This is a genomic window from Prevotella sp. S7-1-8, from assembly GCF_000758925.1.
Classification (GTDB): Bacteria; Bacteroidota; Bacteroidia; order Bacteroidales; family Bacteroidaceae; genus Prevotella.
Map to the genome: position 1 here is coordinate 86,158 of NZ_JRNC01000014.1, position 19,765 is coordinate 105,922.

At 47.8% G+C, this 19,765-nt stretch carries 17 protein-coding genes; 4 read left to right on the top strand and 13 right to left on the bottom strand.

Annotated elements, in window-relative coordinates; genetic code table 11:
• Positions 1-381 precede the first annotated feature (381 nt).
• Positions 382-1,608 (top strand): hypothetical protein, encoded by a 1,227-nt coding sequence (locus HMPREF1640_RS02855; RefSeq protein ID WP_036892186.1) that lies wholly within the window; start codon positions 382-384, stop codon positions 1,606-1,608.
• 152 nt (positions 1,609-1,760) lie between these two features.
• On the opposite strand, the gene HMPREF1640_RS02860 is transcribed toward HMPREF1640_RS02855, so the two are convergent.
• From HMPREF1640_RS02860 to HMPREF1640_RS02905, 10 genes are all read right to left on the bottom strand, one after another.
• On the bottom strand, positions 1,761-3,002 hold the full coding sequence (locus HMPREF1640_RS02860; RefSeq protein WP_036892187.1) for a D-alanyl-D-alanine carboxypeptidase: 1,242 nt from the start codon (positions 3,000-3,002) through the stop codon (positions 1,761-1,763).
• A 241-nt stretch (positions 3,003-3,243) separates the two neighbouring features.
• On the bottom strand, positions 3,244-4,491 hold the full coding sequence (locus HMPREF1640_RS02865) for a nucleotide sugar dehydrogenase (RefSeq protein ID WP_036892188.1): 1,248 nt from the start codon (positions 4,489-4,491) through the stop codon (positions 3,244-3,246).
• 24 nt (positions 4,492-4,515) lie between these two features.
• Positions 4,516-5,721, bottom strand: coding sequence for a GDP-L-fucose synthase (locus tag HMPREF1640_RS02870; RefSeq protein WP_036892218.1), 1,206 nt, complete (start codon positions 5,719-5,721; stop codon positions 4,516-4,518).
• 17 nt (positions 5,722-5,738) lie between these two features.
• Positions 5,739-6,836 carry a GDP-mannose 4,6-dehydratase gene (gene gmd, locus HMPREF1640_RS02875; protein ID WP_052051673.1) on the bottom strand — a complete coding sequence of 366 codons (1,098 nt, stop codon included), beginning with the start codon at positions 6,834-6,836 and terminating at the stop codon, positions 5,739-5,741.
• Positions 6,837-7,426: 590 nt separating this feature from the next.
• Positions 7,427-8,284: a FimB/Mfa2 family fimbrial subunit gene (locus HMPREF1640_RS02880; protein ID WP_036892189.1), complete on the bottom strand. Its 858-nt coding sequence runs from the start codon at positions 8,282-8,284 to the stop codon at positions 7,427-7,429.
• Between the two features lie 315 nt (positions 8,285-8,599).
• The gene (gene thrS, locus HMPREF1640_RS02885; protein WP_036892190.1) at positions 8,600-10,552 is read right to left on the bottom strand and encodes a threonine--tRNA ligase; all 1,953 of its coding nucleotides are present in this window, start codon (positions 10,550-10,552) and stop codon (positions 8,600-8,602) included.
• Between the two features lie 309 nt (positions 10,553-10,861).
• Entirely contained in the window at positions 10,862-12,847 is a 1,986-nt protein-coding gene (locus HMPREF1640_RS02890; RefSeq protein WP_036892221.1) for a tetratricopeptide repeat protein, read from the bottom strand.
• Positions 12,848-12,854: 7 nt separating this feature from the next.
• Entirely contained in the window at positions 12,855-13,418 is a 564-nt protein-coding gene (gene def, locus HMPREF1640_RS02895; RefSeq protein ID WP_036892191.1) for a peptide deformylase, read from the bottom strand.
• A complete protein-coding gene (ruvX, locus tag HMPREF1640_RS02900) occupies positions 13,415-13,831 on the bottom strand; it encodes a Holliday junction resolvase RuvX (RefSeq protein ID WP_036892192.1) in 417 nt (138 codons plus the stop codon). Before ruvX ends, def begins: the two co-directional genes overlap by 4 nt.
• A gap of 2 nt (positions 13,832-13,833) precedes the next feature.
• A complete protein-coding gene (locus HMPREF1640_RS02905; RefSeq protein ID WP_036892193.1) occupies positions 13,834-14,334 on the bottom strand; it encodes an SPOR domain-containing protein in 501 nt (166 codons plus the stop codon).
• Positions 14,335-14,571: 237 nt separating this feature from the next.
• Between HMPREF1640_RS02905 and HMPREF1640_RS02910 the strand changes: the two genes are divergently transcribed.
• From HMPREF1640_RS02910 to HMPREF1640_RS02920, 3 genes are all read left to right on the top strand, one after another.
• Positions 14,572-14,787: a YtxH domain-containing protein gene (locus tag HMPREF1640_RS02910; RefSeq protein ID WP_036892222.1), complete on the top strand. Its 216-nt coding sequence runs from the start codon at positions 14,572-14,574 to the stop codon at positions 14,785-14,787.
• Positions 14,788-14,858: 71 nt separating this feature from the next.
• The gene (locus HMPREF1640_RS02915) at positions 14,859-15,209 is read left to right on the top strand and encodes a phage holin family protein (RefSeq protein ID WP_036892195.1); all 351 of its coding nucleotides are present in this window, start codon (positions 14,859-14,861) and stop codon (positions 15,207-15,209) included.
• A gap of 3 nt (positions 15,210-15,212) precedes the next feature.
• Positions 15,213-15,470 carry a hypothetical protein gene (locus HMPREF1640_RS02920; protein WP_036892196.1) on the top strand — a complete coding sequence of 86 codons (258 nt, stop codon included), beginning with the start codon at positions 15,213-15,215 and terminating at the stop codon, positions 15,468-15,470.
• A 397-nt stretch (positions 15,471-15,867) separates the two neighbouring features.
• Here HMPREF1640_RS02920 and HMPREF1640_RS02925 read toward each other — a convergent pair whose 3' ends face one another.
• The 3 genes from HMPREF1640_RS02925 to HMPREF1640_RS02935 all read right to left on the bottom strand — a co-directional run bounded on the left by HMPREF1640_RS02925 (position 15,868) and on the right by HMPREF1640_RS02935 (position 19,414).
• Positions 15,868-17,193 (bottom strand): MATE family efflux transporter, encoded by a 1,326-nt coding sequence (locus HMPREF1640_RS02925; protein WP_052051674.1) that lies wholly within the window; start codon positions 17,191-17,193, stop codon positions 15,868-15,870.
• 149 nt (positions 17,194-17,342) lie between these two features.
• Entirely contained in the window at positions 17,343-18,734 is a 1,392-nt protein-coding gene (gene glmM, locus HMPREF1640_RS02930; RefSeq protein ID WP_036892198.1) for a phosphoglucosamine mutase, read from the bottom strand.
• Between the two features lie 32 nt (positions 18,735-18,766).
• Positions 18,767-19,414 carry a DUF4827 domain-containing protein gene (locus HMPREF1640_RS02935; protein ID WP_036892199.1) on the bottom strand — a complete coding sequence of 216 codons (648 nt, stop codon included), beginning with the start codon at positions 19,412-19,414 and terminating at the stop codon, positions 18,767-18,769.
• Positions 19,415-19,765: the final 351 nt, after the last annotated feature.

A 19,765-nucleotide genomic window follows, 5' to 3' on the forward strand; every position in this document is an offset into this window, starting at 1 on the left:
TGTTAAACGTATCATTCTCGTCTCAAGCACTTCTATCATGCGTACCATCGACGTTCACTATCTCTATCGCAAGATATATGCCATTCGGTTTTATGTTATTTCAAACACAAAAAGAAGACATTTTGTCCGCTTTTCCCTCCAGATTAGTCATGTAAGCAGTAAAAATATGCCAAGATGTCATACAACTTGTAAGTAACGGCCAATAAAAATATACAAGTCATTCGAGGGAATCCATTAAAAACATGACCAACCAAATGAAGAAATCGTTTTATTTTTTTTGTGAAACCGCTTCTTTCCAAACAAAAAAAATCATTTTTTTGCGTATCAAGCTCAAAATATAGAATAAATCGTGTAGATTTGCAATGTCAAACCTAAAGAAATATGAAAAGAACACTACTAATCACTTGCGTTTTTTGCATGATGGCCGCCGCTGGGCATGCCTGCACGGCCGCGGTAATAACGGGCAAAGCCACCAAAGACGGTCGGCCCATGATATGGAAAGTGCGTGATACAGACGCCCTGCAAAACTGCATGCGTTTTTTCAAAGGACAGAAATATGACTTCATTGGCGTTGTGGATTGCCAGCCGCGATCAAAAGAAGAAGTGTGGCTGGGAACAAACACGGCTGGATTTTCCATTATAAACACACAATCATTCAACCTTGAGAAAACGGTCGACGGTATAGAGCCGGGTGGGAAAAATGGTGAGTTCATGTACAAAACGCTTAGCGTTTGCGCCACCGTACAAGACCTGAGGCACTATCTCGACACCACCAAGCTCGCGGGACTGTGCGCCAACTTTGGCGTGATCGATGCTGAGGGTGGAGCCGTGTGGGTGGAAGTGAGCACGCGAAGTTATCATTTTTTTGACGTAAACGACCCCAAGACAGCACCCAATGGATATGCCGTGAGAACAAATTTCAGTTTCACAGGAGAGCCCAATGAGGGGTTGGGATACGTGCGTTATAAAACTGCCGATGATGCTTTAAGCCAAGCCGCAAAAGCCAAAGCTATCACCCCCGACTGGATATTCGAACATTTAGACCGCTCTTTCCTTAACCCCAAACTTGGCATAGACCTACACGATGGAGCCCACAACATTCCCAACACGTCCGGATGGTTTGTTGACCACGATTTCATCTCAAGGGTGGGAACAGCTTGCTCGGGTGTTATCGAAGGGGTAAAATCGCACGAAAACCCTGAGCTAACAACCATGTGGACCGTCATTGGCTATCCTCCTGTGAGCACAGCGTTTCCCTTTTGGGTTAAAAACGCGGATAAACTGCTGCCAGCTTTATACACGATCGGGGCAGGCCAGAAAGTGACCGCTTTCGGAAAGAAAGTGGACACGCTGAAAGATCGGGTTTATTCCTATCACCAAGGAATTGGTTCTGACAGATATTTCAATTGGGAAGCGCTCTACAACAAGCAGGGCGATGGAATTATGCAAAAGTTGAAACCTGTTGAGAAAGAGATTTTCAACAAGACCAACGCCGTGTCCATGAAATGGTATGAGAACGGTAAAGTTAACACCAAAGAGCTCGAATCATTATACCTCACGCTAACCAATTATGTCACATCAAGTTACAAGCATCTATTCGATTTGTAACACACGACTGCTTGATGTATGACAAATAAGAAACGGATTGAAAACTTGCGATGTATTTTCAATCCGTTTCGCAGTTCTACAGTCTTATCCTTAGCATCGTAACGTTGCCACAAGCGGCATGTCATATAACAAGCGGCATGGGGGCTATCGTGTCACTCCACCAACGCCTCGCAAAGTTTTCTTTGGAGCACCCGAGCGTCAAGGACAGACATCTCGGTGTCCATGATAGCAAAAGCCAACAGGTGCCCATTGCTCCCTTGGCAGTAACCCGCCAACGAACTTATACCATAAGGATGTGAAAGCGTTCCTGTCTTAGCCCTGATTTTGCCCTTTGTCTTTGGCCCTTGAAAAACACGCACCAACGTCCCATCCACGCCAGACACCGACAGGTCGCTGTAAAGACGCTGGAAAATGGGTTTGTGCAGATAGCCATAACGCAGGATCGACGTAAGCGAACGCGGCGAAAGGTGATTGTATGTGCACAGGCCGCAACCATCATGAATGACAAGCGACCTGTCCTTGAGGTTCAGCGTGTCGCGCAGGAACGAGCGCAAGTACTCCACTCCGGCCAGCACGGGGTTGGCATGAGGGTTGACATGATGGCCAATGGTATACAGCATCGCGGTGGCTTGGGTGTTGGAACTATGTTTCCACATGCGTCGCGTGACAAGCCCTATAGACCTTTTGTATTGATAGACGCACCGCATTCCACGGGGAATGGCAGCCATCGCCACCTGGCTGTCGGCCACTTGGACGCCCTGCGCGCGCAGCGCCGACTTGATGGCTTGGACGACACGCTCCTCTCCTTTGTAAAACAATCCATAACGCGAAAAACTCAAATCCCACGGATACCAATGTTCCTCGCTTCGCACCGGTTCGGTAATGGTGAGGTCTATCAATAATTTGCCGGTCAATTTACCAATTCCCTTATTTTTAATTATCTTGGCAAATTGCGCTAAATCAGGTGCCATGATTTGTGGGTCAAGGCCTATTTTAAATCCCAAGTCACCATAAAGCATACCACCTTTAACGTCGCCACGCACATAAACAGACGTTTTGTAGAAATAGTCAGTACCCAGCAAATGCAGTCCAGCCACGCCGCTTAGCAATTTCAAACAAGACGCCGATGACATTGCCTGGTTTTCGTTATAACCATAAACCGGCTTGTCCGCGGTCAGGTCATAGACGTGAAAGGCAAACCGCCCTTTCGGCCTTGGCTGGATGGAAAAATCCGAAAGTCTTCGCCTCAACGACATATCTATCGCCAAAGTTTTATCTTTGGAGAGCCCCGAGGGCTTATTTTTAGTTTTATTTGAACAGCCCGAACACCCTGCTATCAACTGTACGCAAACAGTTAAAACTACAAAAAAAGAAATATATTTGTGTATTCTCAAAACGTGTTACCCCCTTGGTCTTTCGTGCAAAATTACATATTATTTTTAGCTCTATTGGCACAGCAAGCATATCAGAGCGCGCAAAACCGCCATCTAAAGATATTTTCTCACTCACGTTGAAACAGCCTGAACGCGCGCAGGCATTGGCATCAGCTTGCAATGAGCGCGTCTAACAACCACTCATGGTCCAAAAACCGTGTCGATCGACAAGTGTTTCTCTCGCCTCAAAACATCACAATGGTTAGTCGCATTGGAAGATGTCGCGCGTGTAAACCTTGTCCGACACATCATCCAGGAACATGTCATAGCGGTTCGCTATGATGACCTGGCTTTGCCTTTTAAACTCGTCAGCGTCGTTCACTACTCTACTTCCAAAAAATGTCGAGCCATCAGCGAGCGTTGGCTCGTATATTATCACTTCGGCTCCCTTGGCTTTAATACGCTTCATCACGCCTTGAATGCTGCTCTGTCTGAAGTTGTCGCTATGGCTTTTCATCGTCAGGCGATATACGCCTATGACACACCTCCGCTCATTTGAGGAAGCATAGTCGCCACGATTATAATAATCGTAGTAACCCGCCTTGTGCAACACCTGGTCGGCTATAAAATCCTTGCGCGTGCGATTGCTCTCCACGATGGCTTGCACAAGGTTCTCGGGCACGTCCTCATAGTTGGCCAAGAGCTGCTTGGTATCCTTTGGAAGACAGTAGCCCCCATATCCAAAAGATGGGTTGTTGTAAAAATCGCCTATGCGAGGGTCAAGGCTCACACCCTCGATAATGTGCCGCGTGTTGAGCCCCTTGACCTCCGCGTACGTGTCAAGCTCGTTAAAATAGCTCACTCTCAATGCCAAGTAGGTGTTAGCGAAAAGTTTCACGGCCTCGGCTTCGGTGAGCCCCATGAACAGGGTTGGGATATCATCTTTGATGGCTCCTTGTCTCAACAAATCGGCAAAGACACGCGCCGCCTCGTCCAAGCGAGCGTCGCCCTCGGGCCGCCCCACGATGATACGGTTGGGATAAAGATTGTCCAACAAGGCCTTACTCTCTCGCAAGAACTCCGGGGCGAATATAATATTGTCCGATTTGAATTTCTCGCGCACGCTGGCCGTGTAGCCCACGGGTATTGTCGATTTGATAACCATGATGGCTCGAGGGTTGACACGCGTGACCAACTTGATGACCTCCTCCACGTGCCGCGTGTCAAAATAGTTTTTCGCGGAGTCGTAATTGGTCGGTGTCGCTATCACCACAAAATCCGCGTCCTTGTAAGCCACCTCCGCATCCATCGTCGCCGACAGGTCAAGGTCTTTCTCTTTGAGGTATTTTTCGATATACTCATCTTGTATCGGAGATTGCCCGCGATTAATCATCTCCACCTTTTCGGGCATCACATCCACGGCCGTGACATGGTGATGTTTGCTCAAGAGCGTCGCTATGCTCAGTCCCACGTATCCGGAACCGGCCACCGCAATATTATATTTTCGCATAATACGATCCTCTTTCCTTGTGATTTAATTCTCAAGCGATTGCTTGTACCAATCGTAAAGTTTCCTCACGCCGTCGCCTATCTCCACATTGTGTTTCCATCCCAGGCCGTGCAGCTTGGTCACGTCAATAAGTTTGCGCGGCGTTCCGTTAGGTTTGGACTTGTCCCAAGCTATCTCTCCATCGAAATGGACTGCTTGCACAACCAGTTTGGAAAGCTCTTTTATGGTCAACTCTTCGCCTGTCCCTATATTGATATGACAATTTCTTATCTCGCCAAGAGCGGGAATGGCGCCACCGCGACCCTCGGAATTGTTGCGGTCTACAGCCCCATCGGTCTTTACTCCATAGAAAACGGATGAATATTTCTCAATGCCGACAATGTCTTTAAAGTCCACGTTCAACAAAATATGAACAGACGCGTCGGCCATGTCTTCACTCCAAAGAAACTCGCGCAGCGGACTGCCATCACCCCAGAGCGTCACCCTATTGTTCTCTATACCATAAAAAGCGAGCGCTCTCAAAATGCGGTCCCAGTCACTTTTGCCATCAACATTCCCGGGCCCTATCTCTTGGGCGAGCGCGGTGGGCGGGTTGACGGGCCGCTTGTCCATGTCGACGCGAACGGCCTCCTCGTTGCCATCATGTATCAGCTTGGCCAAATACACCTTGCGCATCATGGCCGGAAGCACATGCGAGTTTTCCAAATGGAAATTGTCGTTGGGTCCGTACAGGTTGGTCGGCATTACCGCTATATAGTTGGTCCCGTACTGCAGGTTATAGCTTTCGCACATTTTCAGCCCGGCTATCTTCGCTATGGCGTACTCCTCGTTGGTGTACTCGAGTGGCGAGGTGAGCAAGGCGTCTTCTTTCATGGGCTGAGGAGCGTTCTTGGGATATATACATGTCGACCCCAAGAACAACAGTTTCTTGACGCCATGAAGATACGACTGCTCTATCACGTTGCACTGCATCTTCATGTTTTGCATGATAAAGTCGGCCCGATAGAGCGAGTTGGCCATGATGCCCCCCACGAAGGCGGCGGCCAACACCACCGCGTCGGGTTTCACCTCGTCAAAAAAACGTTTGACGGCCACTTGGTCGGTCAAGTCCAATTCTTTGTGGTTGCGGCCGACAAGATTATGGTAGCCCCTTGCCTCAAGGTTGCGCCAAATGGCCGAACCCACAAGTCCATGATGGCCCGCGATATATATTTTGGAATTTTTGTCTATCATATTTTCAAAACGCCCTACTTTACAATGCCTTTTTCCAAGTATTCCTCAAGATTGACCCGAACTCTCGAGGCCGCGTCGTCAGCGGCCACTTTTTTCATGTCGCTGTCCACCATGATACGCACCAAATCCTCAAAACTGGTCCTGTTAGGGTTCCAGCCCAACTTGGTCTTGGCCTTCGTGGGGTCTCCCCATAGGTTGACCACGTCGGTGGGACGATAGAAATCGGGACTGACCTCAATGACCACTTCGCCCGTCGCCTTGTCAATGCCTTTCTCGTCCAGACCCTCGCCCCTGAACTCCAGCTCTATGCCCACGCGCTTGAATGCCAAGTCGCAAAACTCGCGCACGCTATGTTGCTTGCCGGTGGCTATCACAAAATCATCCGGACGGTCCTGCTGGAGCATTAGCCACATACACTCCACATAATCTTTGGCATATCCCCAATCGCGCAACGAGGAGAGATTGCCAAGATACAATTTCTTTTGTTTGCCCTGCGCGATGCGCGCGGCCGCAAGCGTTATCTTGCGTGTCACGAACGTCTCGCCACGGCGCTCACTCTCGTGATTGAACAAAATGCCATTGCACGCATACATGTTGTACGCGGCGCGGTATTCTTGCACTATCCAATAGCCGTACAGTTTAGCCACGGCATAGGGACTGTAAGGGTGGAATGGGGTGCTCTCGTTTTGAGGAACCTCCTCCACTTTGCCGTACAACTCAGACGTGGACGCCTGATATACACGGCAGGTTTCTGCCAAGCCACATATTCTAACGGCCTCCAAAACGCGCAGCACGCCCACGGCGACAACGTCGGCCGTGTATTCAGGCGCGTCAAAACTGACCTGCACGTGACTTTGGGCGGCAAGGTTGTAAATCTCGGTGGGCCGCACCTTGCCCACCAATGACGCGATGCTCATGGAATCGCTCAAGTCGGCATAATGCAAATGGAACCGCTCCTTGCCCTCCAAATGGGCTATGCGCTCCCTGTAATCGACAGACGAACGACGTATTACGCCATGTACCTCGTAGTGTTTTTCCAAAAGCAATTCCGCCAAGTAGCTGCCATCCTGACCGGTTATACCGGTTATCAAAGCGACTTTCCTATTCTCCATTACTTGTTGTGTTAGATGTGTATTTAGATGATAACGCACCAAACGCGCATTATATTATAAAATTTTCTGTTTTATTATGCGAAAGCGGCCTTGCATGTATCAAAACTACATTTTATCACATCCCACACGTTTTATCGCTACGAAAAATTATAACAACCGCGCGCTTAAAACTCGCATATTTACAAATGGCGACAACATTGGCTTGAAATACACGAAAATCGAGAGTTTTCTCCAACACCGTATTAATCAAGACGTTGCGCAAACATAAAAAACATTGCCGTCAAAAAGTTTTCTCGAGAGCCTGTCATTGGATATTATTCACGACGCGATTAAGCACTATTTTGTACGCGTTTAAGCGCCCAACAATTCTCGTTTGGAAACCAATCGCGGTGCGAATGGATAGTTTTCGGGATGTGACACAACAGGAAACGTTTTGGCAACAAGTTCACATCGTGTTTTCATGCTTGTTTTTTTTCTATTTCGACGAGTTCTAACACACGTATTTTTTTTGATAAAAACATGACAGAAAAGAGTCTTTCTCTATTAAGATACCACTTCACACAATAGCTGTTACGGGTGCTATCGCAGTGTCAATAAGTCATTTTGATGGTTTGCCACTCGTCTTTGGAAAAAAGGTTCAATTTGATTTGGCCATTGACAGTCTCTCCACCCCCGTCGCCAACATTGCCAAAGAACGAGCCTTTTAACTCTGTAATGAAATTTCTCTTGATCTGGATGCCATCTATTCGCTTATGGAATATTTGAGCGTTTTCGTTATTAAAGGCCGTAACCTCCATTGTCAACAGATTACTGTCAGAGCGTGGAATGGAAAAAATATCAAAACTTCCGGGATTTCCAACCATGTCGGTAGAAACGACTATCTCCTCCGTCTGTCTCGACTTGACAGCCCCCTCGCCCAGCAAGGCGTTGAGCGACGAGCTTCCTCCCGTGTAATAAAACTTCATTCTGGAGACATTAGCGGGTATTTTGTTGGTCTGAAAGCGCACCATAGCAACCGCGCGTTTGAGATCAACATCAAAAGACTGAGCTTCGCTCCCAACTGTGATATCAGCGCAATAGTAAAATGTATCGGTGAGTTTTCCGTTAAAACCTATCTTCTCTATGTCAGTCATCGTAGGATTTTTTGCCCCATTATGCGCTAAAACGACTATTTTATATTTACCCTCTGGCAGTGTTAGTTGGAGTGTTCCAAAGTTGGAATCGGTGGACAACTGGTTAATCTGCTTTATTTTCCGCTTACCGTTATATACCGCAAGATTTAGCCGTGAACAAACAGACCGCACGTCGGTGCCTCGCGAGAAGGACATGCTCCGCGCATCCATTCGCTCAAATGAGGACACTATAAATTTGATGGGGATGCCGGCTTTGTTTTCCACCGGGGTGTCTACATCATCGTAAACGGCCTTCTGACAGGAGGTGAAAGACATACAGAACAAGCATGAAACGCATGCCAAAACACATAAACCACGAAATGTTTTCATTGTATATGTCAGTTATTATTCTAATGCAAATATAACGTATTCTTATGAAACATAAAACGAACAGACATGAGAAAATTATAAAAAAAAAATGTCATCAACCCTCATGCTATTGACAACACCGTCAAAATGATGATGGCTGATGCCGTAAAAAAGGTAAAAATTGGGGGAAAAAAAGTATCAAGCTAATCGGATTAAAAACTTTGACACAGCCTTAAACCAATACGCTTGATACCCTCTTGTCTGTTTGATAGAAGTAATTTTTTATCCTTCTATGTCCTTGAGCTGACTGGCAACCTCGTCTTTGACACGTTGGGCGAACTCCTCTTTTTTCATCGAGGCTTGCTCGCCACCGCCCTGCTTGCGCATGGAGACAAGCCCGTCCGCGGCCTCTTTCTCCCCTACGACAACCATATAGGGCACTCGCTTGAGCTCGTTGTCCCTGATTTTGCGCCCTACTTTTTCGTTGCGGTCGTCAACATAGCACCGCACGTCTTGGGTGTCGAAATATGTTTTCAAGGTTTGCGCGTAGTCGTTATACTTCTCGGAAATGGGCAAGATGGCCACTTGGTCGGGCGCGAGCCACAATGGGAAATGACCTGCGGTATGCTCAATGAGCACGGCCGTGAAACGCTCCAGCGACCCAAACGGGGCGCGGTGTATCATGACGGGCACCTGTTTGGAATTGTCAGTGTCAGTGTACTCAAGCTTAAACCGGGCAGGAAGATTGTAATCTACCTGTATAGTGCCAAGCTGCCAACGCCTGCCGATGGCGTCTTTCACCATGAAATCAAGTTTGGGGCCATAGAAAGCGGCCTCTCCTATTTCCTCGCGCGCTTTCATGCCTTTCTCCTTGCAAGCCTCGCGGATGGCGTTTTGGCTTTCTTCCCATATCTCGTCAGAGCCTATATATTTTTCGGTATCCTTGGGGTCTCTCAAGGAGATCTGCGCCTCATAGTTGTCAAAACCAAAGACGTTGAACACTTTCTGTATAATGTCGATGACATTCTCAAACTCCGATTTCACTTGGTCCGGACGCACGAAGATATGCGCGTCGTCTTGCGTGAATGTTCTCACACGGGTCAATCCATGCAGCTCCCCACTCTTCTCGTAGCGAAAGACAGTGCCAAATTCCGCGATGCGGAGTGGCAAATCCTTGTACGACCGGGGTTTCATGGCATAGACCTCACAGTGGTGTGGGCAGTTCATCGGCTTCAACATGTACTCCTCGTCCTCCTCCGGCGTGTGTATTGGCTGGAAGGCATCCTTGCCGTAATGGGCGTAGTGGCCCGAGGTGACATACAGGTTTTTGGAGCCAATCCCGGGCGTAATCACTTCCTGATAGTTGTAAGGCTTCAACAATCCGCGAAGCAATTCTTGCAAGCGAAGACGCAACTGCGTTCCCTTGGGCAACCAAATGGGCAAACCTTTGCCAACCCTGTCAGAGAACATAAACAGCTCCATCTCCTTGCCTATCTTGCGATGGTCGCGCTTTTTGGCCTCTTCAAGCATAACAAGGTATTCGTCGAGCATCTTCTTCTTGGGGAAGGTGATACCATAAACTCGTACCATTTGCTCGCGCGATGCGTCCCCGCGCCAGAACGCGCCAGCCACGCTCGTTATCTTGATGGCTTTGATACGGCCCGTGCTCATCAAGTGAGGGCCGCGGCAAAGATCCGTGAAATGTCCCTGTGTGTATGTGGAGATGGTGCCATCTTTCAAGTCCAAGTCGATATGCTCCACCTTATATTTCTGCCCCTCGGCCTCAAATTCTTTCATGGCATCGGCCTTGCTGACATCACGCCGAACCACCTTTTCGTCTTTCTTGGCCAGCTCGCGCATCTTGTCCTCTATCTTGGGGAAGTCGTTCTCGGAGATAGTTTTTCCGTCCGGGAGCATCACGTCATAGAAAAATCCGTTTTCGATGGCTGGTCCAAAACCAAACTGGATGCCGGGATACAGCTCTTGCAACGCCTCTGCGAGCAAGTGGGCCGATGTGTGCCAAAACGTATGTTTGCCCTCTTCGTCCTCAAATTTATAGAGCTCAATCGACGCGTCCTCATTGATTGGACGGTTCAACTCTGTGGTCTCACCATTAACCCCGCAAGATACAACGTCACGGGCGAGAGCCGGTGATAAGCTCTCCGCGATTTGAAGTCCAGTTACGCCCTGCTCGTACTCACGCGCAGAACCATCCGGAAAAGTGATTTTAACCATATTACAAATTAGTTTTATTTAAATCATAGCAAAATTAATACATATTTTTTGAACCCAATAATAAAAACGCCAAAATATAATAACAACGCGTAAAGTTATGATTTAAAATGTGCGTCAACAACTTACAAACACATTAAAGATTGGTCCCATACATTGAGCGACACATATAATACAAAAAGAAACATAGATGATGTCCTGTCATCTTTGTTTTTTTCGGTTACAATCGCCATGGGAGGAACCCGGCGCGTATACGCCAGCCACCCTCTATAGCAAATGCGGGAAAAATCGTTCGCGGCTTAACGCCCAAGCCTATTTGCTCTCGGCCGACAGTCTTTTGCTCAACGCGTAAGCGTCGTAAAGCCCCAATTCGCCAGCCTTGCTCAAGTCTTCAAGCGCCTCTTTGAGTTTGCCGGCGCGAAAATGAACTATTCCTCTGTTATAGTAAGCTTCTGCCAAACGCCCATCCAATTGTATGGCACGGGTATAATCGGCTATGGCACGATCGTTATTTTTTATGTCGGCAAACATGTTCGCCCGGTCAAAATAGAGATACGCGTTCTTGGGGGCGAGCTTGATAGCCTCCGCGAAATCGCCCTCCGCTTGCGCGACCTTCAAGCTTATGTTTTGTCCTTTTGACGCGTCATAGCTATTTTGCAGGGCTTGGCACACCGCCCTCGTCCAGTGCCCCATAAGCGAGCCTTTCCTCATTGACAAGTAATCGTCAAGGTCCGCGATGGCGCTGGCATAGTTTTGAGCGTCGGCGTATGCCACGGCGCGCTGCAAAAGCAGATCCGCCTGTATGTCGCGGTCTCGCTCTGCGCCAATACCAACAGACAGCGCGTCTATGAGTTGGAATATCTGTTTAGACCTCAAGACCGTCAGCTTGTTGCGCTTGTGATTACACGTAAGGTTCAATTTGCGTACAGGATCGCGCTTGGCGTTAAAAGAATCGACCGCCGCGTCGTATGCTTTGTAATTGTATATCTCATCAGAATAAGCAAAATAGGATAGTTGATACATGGGCAACAGCTCTGTGTCGACTTCACGGTTCTGAATGGTTCCGCGATACTGGCTTTTGTACTCATGTTGTATTTGCTCCGGCTTGTCCTCGACTACAATATCATTATATTTGTCAAGATTAATCTCGGAACGTTTTCGCGTTTCCTTGATTTTTGCTCTACTCCATCGTTTTTGAACGCCTATATGTTTGTCCATCTGCGCTTTAAAGACGCGAAACTCATCTTGCTCGGCTCTTGACGCCATGCCCAACCGTCGATAACAATTGGCTCTTGCGCCCAAACCCGTCCAGAAATTCGGAAATTGTTTGATGACAGCGGTATAGTCGCGTATGGCCTCGCGCAGGTTTCCAACCTTGTCATTGAGAATGGCCCGGTTGTAGATGGCCATAAAATTGCGCGGCTCCATCTTGATTACGAAATCGAAATCCTCGATGGCACGATTGTCGTCGCCCAGCTGCACACGGAGCAAACCACGATTGTAATGAGCCAAAAAATTGTTGGGGTTAAGGTCGATGGCCATGTCATAATCAGCCATCGCGCCTCGCAAATTGTTGTAATTAAGTCTGGCCAAGGCCCTGTTTACATAATTGTTTACCACTTTTGGTCTCAAGTGGATGGCTTTTGTCAAACAAGAATCGGCGCCTTTCCATTTTCGCCTGTTAAGCGCGATGTACGAGCGTGTCATCCAAGCGTCAGCGTTGTATGGGTCTATTCTAAGGCTTTTGGATAGCCACGCGTCTGCCTTGACGGTATCTTTCTTGTTCAAAAAGATCTCCGCCTTTAGCGAATAGGCCGCCGCGGTATTGGCCCAACGAGCGACAATGGTGTCCGCGTCCGACAAAGCGCGGTCGTAATCCTTGACGTTCATGCGGCAAATGGCTCTGTTAAGCCAAAAACTTGAAATCGTGGAGTTCAAGCCAATGGCGCGCGTATAGTCGGCGATGGCGTCGCGGTATTTCTCTTGCCTGATGCGACTGATGGCGCGCAAGTCGTAAATTTGCTCAATATAAGGATTGAGCTCCAAAGCTTTCGAGGCATCGCGCTCCGCGCCCACGTAGTCTTCCAAATGGAACTTGGCTACCGAACGGTCGAACCAAGGCAACCAAAGGTAAGGCTTCAGGGCCAACACTTTGTTAAAATATTGTATGGAGAGCACGTAATCCTCGTAATGCAAGGCCACCTCGCCGCTGGTAATCAGCCGGTCTATATTGTATTGCGCGCTCATCCGGTGAGCCGGCAACAGCATTATGAGCAACAAGATTAGCTTGCCCTTCATCATCGTATTATTTATGGGCTGTCTTCGTTCTGTACGAGCATTTGAATTTGCCCTGCGATATGTTACGCAGCTTGTTTTTAACAAGTTGCTTGCGTAGCGGCGAAATTCTGTCTACATACATCACTCCCTCAAGGTGGTCAAACTCGTGCTGCATTACCCGAGCGAGAAATCCCTCTACCCATTCATCATGCGGTTGCAACGCCTCGTCGAGATACTTCACGCGTATGCGGGAGTAGCGCTCAACATTTTCGTTCAGCCCCGGGATGGACAAACAGCCCTCCTCCATCGTGACCTTGTCCGACGACTTGTCCACCTCCATAATATGAGAATTGATAAACGCATGACGGTATCCAGCGTACTCGGGAAAGTCATCCCTCAGCACGTCAAGGTCTATTACCACCACACGTACAGACTTTCCTATTTGCGGAGCCGCCAAGCCCACGCCCGACGCAGCGTCAAGCGTATCGTACATGTCATGGATGAGCCTGTCCAAATCTTGATAATCCGTGGGAATATCCTGGGCAACCTTCCTTAACACGGAATGCCCGTAAGTGTAAATGGGTAAAATCATCTTCTTGAACTCATGTAATCTTGAAGTAAAATGGTGGCGCTAATCTCGTCTACCAAGCCCTTGTTCTCCCTTCTTGTTTTCTTTTTCACTCCCGACTGCAATATTACGCGCTGGGCCATCACCGAGGTGAAACGCTCGTCATAATACACAATAGGCACTTCGGGGTGAGCGTTTTTCCACCTGTTCGCGAAGTTTTCCACCCTTAAAAAATTCTCTGATGGATTGGCGTTAAGTTGCAAGGGCTTGCCAATAACAATACGTTCGACTTTCTCTTTTTGAACATACAGGGAGAGAAAGTCGAACAATTCTTTGGTATCTATCGTGGTTAGCGCGTTGGCAACGATTTGCAAGGGATCGGTAACAGCCAATCCCGTGCGTTTCTTGCCATAGTCTATTGATAATATTCTTGCCAAATTTATTTCTTATACAGCAACCAAGCGTCGCCCTTTGGATTGTACTGACTGCCACGAATGGCATCGCGACTCTCCACGGCCTTGCCCTTGTCGGCATAGGTGGTGGCCACCACGCGATACATGTTGAGATTGGAGTTGTAAACGATTTGGGCATCGTAACCGCCTTTCGCCAAAGAGCTTTGCAAACCCTCCGCGTTGGCCTTCAAGCCGAAAGAGCCCACCACCACGCTGTATGCCTGCAAACCCGCGCCATTAACAACCGTAACGTCCTCTACGCGAACGGTGGCGTTGTCAACGTTGGAGACGGTGGTTTGAGTGGCTGGCTGCGTCGTTAACGGCGTCACTACCGGAGCGGCTTCTTGGGTGGGCTGCTGGGCTTGGTATTTCTCATCTTGCGCCTTAGCTTTCTCGTAGGCTTTCTTATAAGCACTCTCCTGTGATTTGCAACTCGTGAATGCCAAAGCTACACACAAGGCAGAACCCATGACGAATAATTTCTTCATATCATTTGCTTATTTATGGATAAAACATTTATTTCTTAAAAGACCACTATATTTCTATAATTGGCGAAATTACGAAATAATCTACAAAATGGGAATAACCGTCCGCATAAAGTTTGTTAAATCAACATAACAGAAGTTTTTTAACAAAAAAAACGGCATTTTTCCTCGTTTTTCACAATGAAAATGTTATATTTGCAAAAAGGAACAACTAATAATTACAACAAAATAAAAAAGATTATGAAAACATTAGGTTACATCAGCGCTTTCTTGGGCGGCGCTATCGCCGGAACCGTTTTAGGCATTCTCATGGCCCCTGAAAAAGGTTCTGAAACACGCTCAAAAATTAACGACACCGTAGACGACTTCTGCAAAAAACACGACATCAAACTTAACACCCAAGACGCGGAAGACTTCGTCGACGACATTAAAGAGGCCGTGGGCAAGAACCTCTAAGCAATTGGCATCATACGCAAGGGGCTGCGAGAACTCACAACCCCTTTTTTAAATCCAAAATCCAAGCTATCATGTTTTCAAACGACCAAAACGTAGAAACCATTGGCCAACTCATCGAGACTTTAAAGCATTACGCCTCATTGCAAGGAGAATACCTAAAGTTGGACATAGTGGAGAAAGTGGTGAGAATATTAACGGCCATCGCCATCATCTCCGTTATCTCATTGCTATCCACGCTCACGCTCATCTATTTGGGTTTCGCCACCGCACACGCTCTCGAGCCCTTGGTCGGCATCGTGTCAGGCTACGCCATCGTCGCGGGTATCTATCTTCTCATACTCTTGCTTTTCATCATGTTTAAGAAGCAATGGATAGAAAAACCGCTCGTCAAGTTTCTCGCCTCATTATTATTAAGCAAATAAATTATGTACCCCAACCATTCCTCGGACACCATCTATACCAAGCTGGAGCAAATCCGACTGCGCAAAGCCATGATCCAAAAAGAAATACTAAAAGATGACCACAAAATAAGAAGCCATTGGAACTCGCTTTTCGCCAAATCACGCCATATCGCCAAAAGCTCTTCGCCCACCAAACGTTTTGGAGGCTTAATGACCATGGGAGCCGGGCTTTTAGACGCTGTTATTTTGGGATGGAAACTGTACCGCAAATTTAAAAAATAGCAAACTTGGCGGTCCATACCGACCACTCATGTCACTATTAAAAGCACACCAAATTATAGAAAAGAACCGCGCCAGCCATGTTAACATACCTAAACTGACGAAAGAAAAATGATAATTTAAGTTATAAAACACACGTTTTACGTGCGATATAGTACCATTGTTATAAAAACACGCTAACTTTGCAACGTGTTTTTCATAGTATTAGATTTAAGGTTAACAAGGTTGGAGTACGGCGGTACTCCATTTTTTTTGCCCTAAAAATAAAACATGAAAAAAGACCACGCCCCCATTCCCAAAGAAAAGCACCATACGTTCCAAAGAAAAACGTCACACGCCGCCACTTCATAAACGCGCGCTTTCGCAACCGAAAAATAAAAAAAATAGCTTCCAGCGTGTTTCATGTATGAAAATGATAGCAAAGGCACACCAACACACTCGTGATAACCCAAGTGACAGGATAGCATATCATCAGGTGCGCAAAGCCAGGCCATACCGGGCAGACGAGCATTACCCAAACCACTCGGATGACACAGGTGCCAAAAATGGTGAGCAAGGCCGGTTCCAACGAGTGTCCGTACGCGCGCAACGCAGACGACGGAATGTCATAAAACGCAGCTATAGATTGGAAAACAAGCACGTATCGCATTCTGAGCTTGGCATAATATATCACGGATGTATCTCTCGTAAACAACGACAACACCTCGTCGTCAAATAGCATGAACAGCATGTTTGATACAAGACAAACAAGAAATCCGCCCACAAAGCAAATTCGGAACACTCGCTTGCAACGATCCAAATGGCCTGCCCCGTAGTTTTGGCCTATGAAAGTCACGGCCGCGCTGCTGAACGCTCCCAGCATAAAGTAACAATAGCTATCAAAAGTTTGCGATACAGACGCACCTGCAACGGCGCTTGATCCATACCCGTTGATGGCACTTTGCACAAAGATATTGCTAAGCGAGAACACCATGCTTTGAACCCCCGCAGGCACTCCGATTTGCAATATGCGTTTCAACTCTATATTGTAAACGCGTATTTTTTTGACGTTCAACTTGAAAGCGCCGTCCTCTTTTCTCAGCAGCCACACTATAGTAGCCGCACAAAAAAGATTGGCCATGTCGGTCGCGATAGCCACTCCCATCACGCTCATGTGAAAATTGATGACTAAAACCAAGTTTAGCGCCGTGTTGATTATCCCCGCCACCACCAACACATAAAGCGGCCGGCGCGTATCGCCCTTGCTACGCAAAATAGACGCGCCAAAATTATAGATCATCACGAATGGCACGCCGACAAAATAGATACGCAGATAGAGCACGGCATCGTCTATGATATTGCGTGGCGTTTCCATCAAGAGCAATATGGGGCGGGACAAAACAAGTCCGGCGAATAGCAGGAAAACGCCGCTCGCGAGAGCCAACGCCGCCGAGGTGCTGACGGCATGGCGAATGCTTCGCGTGTCACGTTGGCCCACATGGTTGGCGATTATGACACTCGCGCCAATGGATATGCCAACGAAGAAATTGATCATCAGGTTTATAAGGAATGTATTGGCGCCGACGGCGGCTAACGCCTCGCTGCACGCGAAGCGTCCCACGACAGCCACGTCCACCGAATTGAAAAGCTGCTGCAAGACGCTGCTCGCCGCAAACGGCATGGCAAATTTCAATATTTTGCCCAACAACGGGCCACGCAACATGTCTATTTCATTCGTTTTTGTCATCTTATATGTCAACCTATGTTCGTCGTTTACAAAAATTATCGCATAACAAAGAGCCATCCTCCCTCAAATGAGTTGGGATGGCCCTCGCATGGTTGGGGCAACCAAAATGGCGTATTATGCGCCAAATGTCTACGCCATTAACTTATGTTTTATTGCATGTCGTACACCACCTGCATGAGTTTTTTGCCCAATTCATCGGCTTCTCTCATGGTAGACGCCTCACTGTATACTCGAATAATAGGCTCGGTATTCGACTTTCTAAGGTGCACCCATTTATTGGGGAAATCAATTTTCACGCCGTCAATATCTGTCACTTGCGCCTCTGGCTCATGGCTGAACAGTTCTTTAACTTTCAGAAGGATGGCATCCACATCGGTGGAAGGTGTAAGGTCGATCCTGTTTTTCGCGATAAAATAATTGGGGAACGTGGCGCGAAGCTGAGACGCGGACATCTGTTTTTGAGCCATCGAACTCAAGAAAAGCCCTATACCAACAAGCGCGTCCCTGCCGTAATGGCTCTTGGGATAAATGACACCGCCATTGCCCTCACCACCAATAACGGCACCTACCTCTTTCATTTTTGTCGTAACGTTCACCTCTCCCACAGCCGACGCGTAATATTTGCAACCGTGTTTCTCCGTGACGTCACGCAACGCGCGCGTCGAGCTCAAGTTGCTCACCGTGGCTCCTTTGTCATGATCGAGAATATAGTCGGCCACAGTCACCAACGTGTATTCCTCGCCATACATCTCTCCATCCTCGCATATGAAGGCCAGCCTGTCCACGTCGGGGTCCACCACCACGCCCAAATCATAACCACCCATAGCGCACTTGCCCATGATCTCGCCCAAATTTTTAGCGATGGGCTCCGGGTTGTGGGCGAAATCACCGTTTGCCTCGCCATTGACAAACGTGGCTTTCACGCCCAACGCTTTGAACAAATCGGGCAAAATAACACCGCCAACCGAATTGATGGTATCCACGACTACGTTGAAATGGGCTTTTTTGATGCTCTCAACGTCAACCAAGTCAAGTGCCAGCACGGCATCAATATGTTTTTGGTTGAACGTATTGTCCTCGGAGTAATGTCCTAAACGATCAACCTCCGCATATTCAAAGTCTTCTCTTTCGGCTATATCCAGCACCTCCTTGCCATCGGCGGCCGTAAGGAACTCACCCTCATTATTAAGTAGTTTCAAAGCGTTCCATTGGCGAGGATTATGGCTTGCGGTGATAATAATACCTCCCGCGGCCTCGCTCATACGCACGGCCAGCTCGGTTGTAGGCGTGGTGGCCAAGCCTATGTTCAGCACGTCATAGCCCATGCCCATCAAAGTGCCACAAACTACATTTTTAACCATCTCGCCCGATATGCGCGCATCTCGCCCAACGACGATCTTGTTGCTGTTAGACTTGCCACCGCGGCGAATAAATGTGGCGTAAGCCGAGGTAAACTTCACGATATCCAATGGATTTAAAGTGTTGCCAACGGTTCCACCTATCGTGCCCCGAATACCCGATATTGATTTGATTAGAGTCATTGTATTACAGTTTTAAAGTTATGATTTTGTTTTTAGTTGCCACGCTCGTAAGTTATATCATAGAGATAGGGAATTACGCTTCCCGTAGCCCTCTGGTGTCCCATGTCGTGCGGCACGATGATCCGCACACGAGCCAACTCGTCTTCTTTCTCTTTATATCTTCCCACATTGATGTATGTAAGCGGCATGAGCCATCCCTCGGGAACAGCCGTTGTCGTGAGACTGTGCGCCCATACCAATGTGCTGTGATTTTTTACGAAAGAGCCCGAGAATGTCCCGGCCTTGTTGGCAAGCAATATCTTGTCCACCCAATTGCCCATTGACGGCAACAGCATGTTTGAGGCTTCTATACTATCGGTGATAAGATTGCGTTCGGTGTAGCGACAGAGCAGCGTGAGGGTCTCGTTTGTTTTCACCTTCTCGCCACAGCCTCGATTCACTATTTGCATGTAAACACCATTTGCGCTAAACAGCACAAACTCATTTTTGCGAACGTCAGTGGTGTAGTTTTTGAGAGCGAACTCCTCCTCGGAGATGACGGTTACGGCGGAATCCTCTATATATTTGTTAATGGCGGAACGCTCATGTTTTTTTTGATCAGCGTATGTCACCTCGTTTCTGCATGCCATCAGAAGGGACAATCCGAAAAGCAGCGAAAACAAATAAGGCAATCTTCTCATTGTCGTAATATTTTGTTAATATGGTGCAAAGATAATAAAAACCACACAAAGCCATGCAGATAAATCATTAAAAAAGGTATATCTGACAGTAAAGACGGGCTCAGCTGATATTTAACGGGCGAGCTAAAGGCTCGGCAGGCATTCACTTTTGGGGGGCAACGCAGGTCCCCCGCGATTGTTGCGACCATGTGTAACCGCGAACAGGATTAAAGGCAGGAAGACATGACGCTGGCGCGAAAGCTCGCGCGCGCAAATTTACGCCGCGCCCTGACGTATCCCGAATCCAGCGCGGCAACCTTCATGCGTTTTTCGCCCCCCACTCTTCCCCCCTTGCTCCCCATTCTTCATCTT